The following is a 263-nucleotide window of genomic DNA, read 5'->3' as shown; positions in this document are numbered from 1 at the left end:
CACGGCTCGTGACGCCAGACCAAGCGGCTGCGGCGAAGCGAGTCGCCTCGATGTGTCTCTGTCCAGTGGATCGTCAGTTGCAGCACTCAATGCGGCAACGATCACGGCGAATCCGATGGTGAATAATTCTTCAACCAGAGCCCACGTCGGATTTGCTGACGCGGCCGAATCTACAGCCATCAAGCACGCGGTTGACGGTTTGGCTAAGCGCCCTGCGATGAAGGTGTCGCGATCGACGCGCATGCTAACGCAGCGGCGGCGAG

1 protein-coding gene is annotated in these 263 nt (G+C 60.5%); it reads right to left on the bottom strand.

The features are described 5' to 3' along the window. Nucleotides 1-243 (bottom strand): hypothetical protein (locus SB816_RS32590; protein ID WP_410548323.1); only part of this gene is annotated, 243 nt, incomplete at its 3' end. Nucleotides 244-263: the final 20 nt, after the last annotated feature.

Source organism: Achromobacter sp. SIMBA_011, assembly GCF_046535435.1.
GTDB lineage: Bacteria > Pseudomonadota > Gammaproteobacteria > Burkholderiales > Burkholderiaceae_B > Achromobacter > Achromobacter dolens.
Note: the sequence above shows the minus strand (reverse complement) of the source record. Positions and strands in the feature narration are given on the sequence as shown.